This is a genomic window from Porphyromonas sp. CAG:1061 (assembly GCF_000435035.1).
Lineage (GTDB): Bacteria > Bacteroidota > Bacteroidia > Bacteroidales > Porphyromonadaceae > Porphyromonas_A > Porphyromonas_A somerae.
The window spans coordinates 1-6,380 of sequence record NZ_HF988858.1 but is presented as its reverse complement, the minus strand read 5'-3'; the positions used below and the strand labels follow the sequence as shown (position 1 = coordinate 6,380).

The following is a 6,380-nucleotide window of genomic DNA, read 5'->3' as shown; positions in this document are numbered from 1 at the left end:
GCAAGACCGCCTCTCTGTTCAAACTCTTGGCAGAGGTTTCGCATGGCTCGATACTGGTACTTTTGAATCGCTACACGAAGCTGGTGAATTCATTAGGGCTATTGAAAAGCGCCAAGGGTTACAGGTCGCAAACCTAGAGGAGATAGGGTACAACAAAGGGTGGATCTCTCGCGAGGAAGTAATGAATGTGGCCAGTCAATACAAAGGAAGTGACTACGCTGCCTATTTACTTAAGCTACTGAAATAGCTTTTTCACCTCTTTCTTCCCTACTTTAATACAAAAAAGAGTCGATTAGTTTGGTAGTTTGAATTATTGTAGGTACCTTTGCAGAGCATTTGAGAGAAAGATAAGATAATCTATCGAGCTCTCGGGTGTAGGACTTATCGGGGTGTAGCGTAGTCCGGTTAGCGCACCTGGTTTGGGACCAGGGGGTCGTGAGTTCGAATCCCACCACCCCGACAAAAAGAAGAGAGGAATACTTAGTATCCCTCTCTTCTTTTTTTATATCTAGCCGTGGGTGCTACTTCAAATTGATCTTATTTAGGAGAAGAGCACTCGAAAGGCTTCACCTACTTGCTTTACAGGAATTAATTGGATATCCAACTTATCAGTCTCTAAGCCGTGAAGGTTATCAGCAGGGAGTATCATTGACTTGAAGCCAATCTTCTCAGCCTCTGTGATGCGTTGCTGTATACGAGATACTGCACGTATTTCACCACTTAGCCCCACCTCACCCGTGACACAAGTCTCTCTAGAGATAGGAAGGTCTAGGTTACTTGATAATACTGCCGATAAAACAGCCAGATCCAGAGCTGGGTCTTGAATGGTAAGCCCACCAGCAATATTAAGAAAGACATCTTTTTGCACCAACTTGAAGCCTGCTCGCTTCTCCAGTACAGCGAGCAGCATATTGGTACGCCTATAATCAATGCCTGTAGAAGAGCGTTGAGGATTGGCATAGACTGCCGAGCTCACCAAGGCTTGTATCTCTACAAGTAGAGGGCGAATCCCCTCAATCGTCACTCCTACGCAGCTGCCAGATAGCTCACCCTGGGTTCCTGAAAGTAGCATTTCAGAGGGGTTGGTTACCTGCCTAAGTCCATCGCTTTTCATCTCATACAGTCCTATTTCAGCGGTATTGCCAAATCGATTCTTAAGGGCTCTCAATATTCTATACTGATGGTTTTGATCACCCTCAAATCGTATGACTGTATCTACTAAGTGCTCCAATACTTTTGGCCCCGCAATACTTCCTTCTTTCGTAATATGCCCGATCAAAATGATGGGCAACTCATATTCTTTTGCGAAGGAGAGTAGAGCAGCTGTGCACTCCCTAACTTGTGAAAGTGAGCCAGCAGAGGAGTCGCTTCGGCTAGTTTGGATAGTCTGGATGGAGTCGATTACTAGGAGGTCTGGCTCTACATCTAGAGCTGTCTCCATAATCGTCTCCAGTTGAGTCTCGCCATAAAGTAGACAGTGCTCCACGGTATCGGCATCGGTTAGTCGCTCAGCCCTCAGTCGTATCTGACCTGGGCTCTCTTCGCCACTAACATAAAGCGTTTTGAGGTTACTATTCCTCACCACACTCTGCAATATCAGTGTACTCTTACCAATACCTGGCTCTCCACCAAGCAAAACCAATGAGCCCTTAACCAATCCACCGCCCAATACTCTATTGAGCTCGCCATCGAGCAAGTCCATTCGAGTGGCGGTATCACCAGATACCAAACTCAGTGGCACTGGAGACTTATCCTGTAGCGGTTTATCCTTTCGGATCTTCAGCCCAGGCTCCTCTGCTCTGACTGTGTACTCCTTCAGCGTATTCCACGCACCACAAGCGGGGCACTTACCTACCCACTTGGGGAAGTCGGCGCCACAGTCAGTGCAGAGCCATACGAGCTTATCTTTCTTCATTTATTAGTAGACACGCTCTAGTGGTTGTGTCGTACAGCGTAGTAGCCCACCTAATTTGCTCACCTCACGGTAAGGAATAGGAATAGTCTTGACATTTCTACGATTGAGCCATCCTTGCAGTCTCTTGAAGGTGCTATCAATGATCACAGTGTCATTAGCAATACTAAAGACATTAGGATTCATCTCGTACATCTCCTCACGGCTGATAATACAAGTATTCTCAGGACCGAAAATAGACATAATGTACTCCCAATCCTCCACATGTCTAAAGGCACCAGGGAATAGAATACACTTATCCTGACCAATAGGTTGGAAGCAACAATCTAGGTGCAATACACCTGTGTATGGATCGGTATCGTGCTTGATTAGCTCAATAGGAATAATGTCCTTTTGAGGGAATAGGTCTTTAAGGAAACCAATAGCATACTTATTGGTCCTTGCCATCTTGTAATTGCTATAGTTTGGGCTTAAGTAAGTACCCAAAAATATCTTATCGTGCATCAAGATCACATCTCCGCCCTCAATATGTACATGCTCTGGGGGTACGATAATCTTGCTTTGATCAAGATCTTCATAGATCTTATCGTATGCCCTCATCTCTGCCTCGCGGTCGGGAATGATATTGGCACGAATCATCTTGTCCTCAATCACAAAAGCGACATCTCGGGCAAATATCTGATTTACTCCAGGTAGCTCTTGTGGTCTGAGTACCTCCACACCAGCCTCTTTCAAGGCTTTCGCTAGACCCTCAACTTCCCTCTCCAGCGCTTCATCTGTCGGATAGGTGCCTGCTATCAGCGTGCTATAGCTCTTGGCATCATACGCCTCATCCAATGTGGGCACAGGGCCAGGATTGGTTCCTAGACCTACTATTACAGATTTCAGGGTGCTTGTCTCGTCTTTTACGTTTAGATTTCTCATAATTATTTATCGCAAATAAATTTGATGTATTCCTTGCAGTTAGTTTTTAGTCGCTCAGCAGATCCCTCGCCTTCTGCTCCATAAAAGGCAAAGTAATCCCCACCACGAGCCTTCACAAAGCCTGCCGACCCTTGTACGAATGAGAGGTAGGTACTTAGAGGAGTTTGGCTAAAGGCCACTTCGGGTGCTCCGCAAGAGGTGGCAGCCTCAATAAGCTTCCCTTCAAGAGCGTGTGGGCAATCGCCCCATGCCCAGCCTTCTGCCCAAACAGTATCCATCCATAGCTTTAAGATAGCTGGTGGCATATACCAGTAGAGTGGAAATTGGAGGACGATCCGATCGTACTGCTCCAATAACCTTTGTTCGCTTTTAAGATCAAAGGTGCCATCCTCCCTTATCACATCACCAAGGTTGTGTATCTTTAGTTGCTCGCCTTCATAAGGCCTTAGAGCCTCCACCCAAGCTTTATTTACCACGGAGCTTGCTAAGTCTGGGTGTCCTACAACGACTAATGTCTTCATTATATCAATCAATATGGATTTCTTAATTATTTATTATCCACAAATTTACCTACAATAACCGAGATTATTGGTATCTTGAGGGCAGAAGAAGAGTAAAAATGATTTATGTAAATATTATGGCACATAAAGTATTAGAGGGTAAGTCGGTTGGCTTCCAGAAAGAGTACTTTCTTAATACAGCATCGGCCCATAGCATTTGGAACCAGATTTCCACTGCAAGAGGGTTATCGGAGTGGTTTGCACCTAAGGTAGACATCACTCAGGATCTCATCCATATATTTTGGGATGACCAAGGGGATGATAGGGTGGCAACAATCAATAAACGTATACCTAATAAGTTGATAGAATGGAGGTGGAACGACGACCCCGAAAGCTATATACGCATGGAGATTGTCACCTCAGAGCTATCCAAAAGTACCTCTCTAATGGTCAATGATCACGACAAGGGTTTGGAGACGGAGTCGCTAGAGCAAATTTGGATGGCACACGAAGAGCGACTATTTGCCAGCCTAGGAATCCTCTAGCCTTAGCAATCAAACCCCTTTCGACTGAGCACTCCTTTTTGATAGTAGTGCTTTACCTCTTGCATATCTGTTACAAGATCTGCAAGTGCCAGTAGCTCACTAGGTGCATACCGACCAGTGATGATCACTTCACGGTCACCCTCAATACTCTTAAGAGCATCCAATACTTTTTCCAGTGGTAGTAGCTTCATGTAAAGAGCGATATTGAGCTCGTCTAAGATGATGAGGTCGTACATCTCCCCCTCTCTGTTTCGCAAAAGTGTAGCACACCGCTCAAGCCCTCTCTCCGCCATAGCATAGTCTTCATCAGTAGCCTCACGATTGAGGAGACAGCTAGCACCCCATTGCTCTATCTTGAGGCGGTCTTGAAAGTAATCTTCAATAAAGCATTCGCTATATCTCATATCCTTAACGAACTGAGCTATATATACCCTTTTGCCCGCACCCAATGCCCTTAAAGCCATACCAAAAGCTGCAGTGCTTTTGCCCTTTCCATTGCCAGTATATACTTGTATCATCCCTGCTTTTGTACAATAAAGATCCAAATAGCCATAAGAGCTAAGGCTGCGATCAATGCCACGAGTAGAAGCAGTAATTTACGCCATCGCTTTTTGCTATCTCTTTGCGTTATATCCTCTAGAGACCCCTCTTGCGAAGGGAGTATATCTGCCGCCACAAGTGCTTTGATGGCTTCAGCTGCATCCTCTTCTCTCACCATGAGAGATACCCCCACCGACATTCCCGGTATGGCATTAGTAAGTGCATTCTCTATTCTCACAAAAAAACCTCTATCCTGTAGTAGAGTGTATGCTAGGTTCACGTAGCCTTCGTCGTACGAATTGAGCACCTCAACTAGTCCTCCTCTATTTTTCAACTCCTCCATAAGTTACTCAATCTCCTTAATAAGTTGTTGTGCTAGATTCATGCCTTGGGTGATACGGTTGGCCATTCCTATGCCATCAATCACACCCCCTGCTATGTGCAGTCCTGGATACTCTTTTTCAATGGACTTCATATCCTTCTGTCGCTCTTCTGTCGCTAGGTCGTACTGAGGGATCGCCTTTGGATAGTGAGCAATGTGCACCATGTCGGGGGTAATAGACCGAGGTATCTTCATCATATCATAAAGTTCATTGAGTCCCACCTGCTTCTGCGCCTCAAGTGGAGTGTCTAGCACTAATCCTTTATTCCTTAGGCCACCCATAAAGATGGTAAATAAGGCTCCATCAGGGTAGGGGGTTCGATCATTGAAGCAAGAACTTGGGAAGAGGATCCCCAGCACCTTTCGTTGCTCCTTGCTGGGAACCAAAGCACCAAAGGCGGCTCTCGGAATATCGGGCAGATGGTTAAAGCCTACACAGACTTCCGTGATAGGAGCGTAGGGAAGGGTGGAGATACGCGTCATCTTGCTAGCAATCTCCTCTCTGAATAACTTTGGAAGTATATCGGCTCTCACAGTGGTGACCACTTTAGTGGATGAAATGGTGTGTTGGTCGCCATTCTTATCTACAAAGGTGGTTTGCCAACCATTTCCTGTCGGGGTGATACAGATATCCTGGGCTTCGAGAACCACCTCACCAGTTCTGCTTATTTTTTTGCCGATGGCCTTGACTAGTTCTTCTAGACCCCCAACAGCCGAAAAGATCTTTATTGTCGCTTTATGGTCTCGCTCGCTCTTAGGTTCAGATGCCTTTTTGATGGCCCCTCTGATAAAACTACCGTAGTTTTGTTCTAGATTATAGAGCTTTGGCAATGCTAGTCGGGTCACCAATTGATAAGGATCGCCCGCATAGATACCCCCAATAAAGGGGTCAATGGTGTAATCCACAATCGTTTTTCCAAGCCTGCGCTCCGCAAGCTCACCCACTGTCTCATTGGGGTTGGTTCCCTTTTTTCTAAAAGGTTCAAAGGGTAGGCCCAACTTATCCTTAATGCTGTAGAGTGGGGTGGTGAGCCCACTCCATGGGCCATTGGGGATAGAGTGAAAGCGATCCCCCTTCCAAATCCATCGATCATTGGCATTGGCACAAGCCTCCTCAAGCAGGGCATCAGGTGCTGCATACTCAAATAGCTCTGCCACCTCGGGAGAAGAGACGGTACCGGTATTTGGTCCCACTTCATACGTAAACCCATTCTCCCTAAGAGTCTTTATCTGCCCCCCAAGCCTATCCTTTGCTTCAAGTAGAATAAAGGACTTGCCCTCTTTTTCAAGCTCTGCAGCAAGCGAAAGACCAGTTATACCACCACCGATGATCGCTATTGGATAGTGATTTTGTATATTATTCATCGCCAATATATTTATGTGCATTAATCGTTTGCTACAAATTTAATAATTTCTTGCTACACAAGAGCAATAATATCTCTCTTTATCATGCGTAAGAAGCAAATAGAAAGTAGTTGAGGGTGGACAGATAGCCGACAATATTCAGAGTTATAAGTAAGCGTTTGTTGAGATGCAACAAAGCATTTGCTTAGTTGCAACTCACCGATTGCTTAGTT

The 6,380-nt window shown here is 45.5% G+C and carries 7 protein-coding genes, 1 tRNA gene and 1 pseudogene; 3 read left to right on the top strand and 6 right to left on the bottom strand.

Annotated features, from left to right (window positions below):
* Together QVO39_RS01450 and QVO39_RS01445 are read left to right on the top strand one after the other, a co-directional pair.
* A pseudogene (locus QVO39_RS01450) lies at positions 1 to 247 on the top strand (glucose-1-phosphate thymidylyltransferase); the annotation flags it as partial.
* Positions 248 to 385: 138 nt separating this feature from the next.
* Positions 386 to 460, top strand: a tRNA-Pro gene (locus QVO39_RS01445).
* A gap of 81 nt (positions 461 to 541) precedes the next feature.
* Here the strand turns inward: QVO39_RS01445 and radA are convergent.
* The 3 genes from radA to QVO39_RS01430 are packed head-to-tail and all read right to left on the bottom strand — an operon-like array spanning position 542 to position 3,357.
* Complete coding sequence (radA, locus tag QVO39_RS01440) at positions 542 to 1,915, bottom strand: DNA repair protein RadA (protein ID WP_021902712.1); 1,374 nt, start codon at positions 1,913 to 1,915, stop codon at positions 542 to 544.
* A gap of 3 nt (positions 1,916 to 1,918) precedes the next feature.
* Positions 1,919 to 2,836, bottom strand: coding sequence for a dimethylarginine dimethylaminohydrolase family protein (locus QVO39_RS01435; protein ID WP_018028687.1), 918 nt, complete (start codon positions 2,834 to 2,836; stop codon positions 1,919 to 1,921).
* A gap of 2 nt (positions 2,837 to 2,838) precedes the next feature.
* Positions 2,839 to 3,357, bottom strand: coding sequence for an NAD(P)H-dependent oxidoreductase (locus QVO39_RS01430; protein WP_021902711.1), 519 nt, complete (start codon positions 3,355 to 3,357; stop codon positions 2,839 to 2,841).
* Between the two features lie 116 nt (positions 3,358 to 3,473).
* Here QVO39_RS01430 and QVO39_RS01425 point away from each other — a divergent pair, with 116 nt between their 5' ends.
* Positions 3,474 to 3,881, top strand: coding sequence for an START-like domain-containing protein (locus QVO39_RS01425; RefSeq protein WP_021902710.1), 408 nt, complete (start codon positions 3,474 to 3,476; stop codon positions 3,879 to 3,881).
* A gap of 2 nt (positions 3,882 to 3,883) precedes the next feature.
* On the opposite strand, the gene QVO39_RS01420 is transcribed toward QVO39_RS01425, so the two are convergent.
* The 3 genes from QVO39_RS01420 to hemG are packed head-to-tail and all read right to left on the bottom strand — an operon-like array spanning position 3,884 to position 6,168.
* Entirely contained in the window at positions 3,884 to 4,399 is a 516-nt protein-coding gene (locus tag QVO39_RS01420) for a cob(I)yrinic acid a,c-diamide adenosyltransferase (RefSeq protein ID WP_021902709.1), read from the bottom strand.
* Positions 4,396 to 4,764 carry a hypothetical protein gene (locus QVO39_RS01415; protein ID WP_021902708.1) on the bottom strand — a complete coding sequence of 123 codons (369 nt, stop codon included), beginning with the start codon at positions 4,762 to 4,764 and terminating at the stop codon, positions 4,396 to 4,398. Before QVO39_RS01415 ends, QVO39_RS01420 begins: the two co-directional genes overlap by 4 nt.
* A gap of 3 nt (positions 4,765 to 4,767) precedes the next feature.
* Entirely contained in the window at positions 4,768 to 6,168 is a 1,401-nt protein-coding gene (hemG, locus tag QVO39_RS01410) for a protoporphyrinogen oxidase (RefSeq protein WP_021902707.1), read from the bottom strand.
* Positions 6,169 to 6,380: the final 212 nt, after the last annotated feature.

Coding starts and splice junctions, on each gene's coding strand:
- radA (WP_021902712.1), bottom strand. CDS start 1,915: ATGAAGAAAGATAAGCTCGTATGGCTCTGCACTGACTGTGGCGCCGAC.
- QVO39_RS01435 (WP_018028687.1), bottom strand. CDS start 2,836: ATGAGAAATCTAAACGTAAAAGACGAGACAAGCACCCTGAAATCTGTA.
- QVO39_RS01430 (WP_021902711.1), bottom strand. CDS start 3,357: ATGAAGACATTAGTCGTTGTAGGACACCCAGACTTAGCAAGCTCCGTG.
- QVO39_RS01425 (WP_021902710.1), top strand. CDS start 3,474: ATGGCACATAAAGTATTAGAGGGTAAGTCGGTTGGCTTCCAGAAAGAG.
- QVO39_RS01420 (WP_021902709.1), bottom strand. CDS start 4,399: ATGATACAAGTATATACTGGCAATGGAAAGGGCAAAAGCACTGCAGCT.
- QVO39_RS01415 (WP_021902708.1), bottom strand. CDS start 4,764: ATGGAGGAGTTGAAAAATAGAGGAGGACTAGTTGAGGTGCTCAATTCG.
- hemG (WP_021902707.1), bottom strand. CDS start 6,168: ATGAATAATATACAAAATCACTATCCAATAGCGATCATCGGTGGTGGT.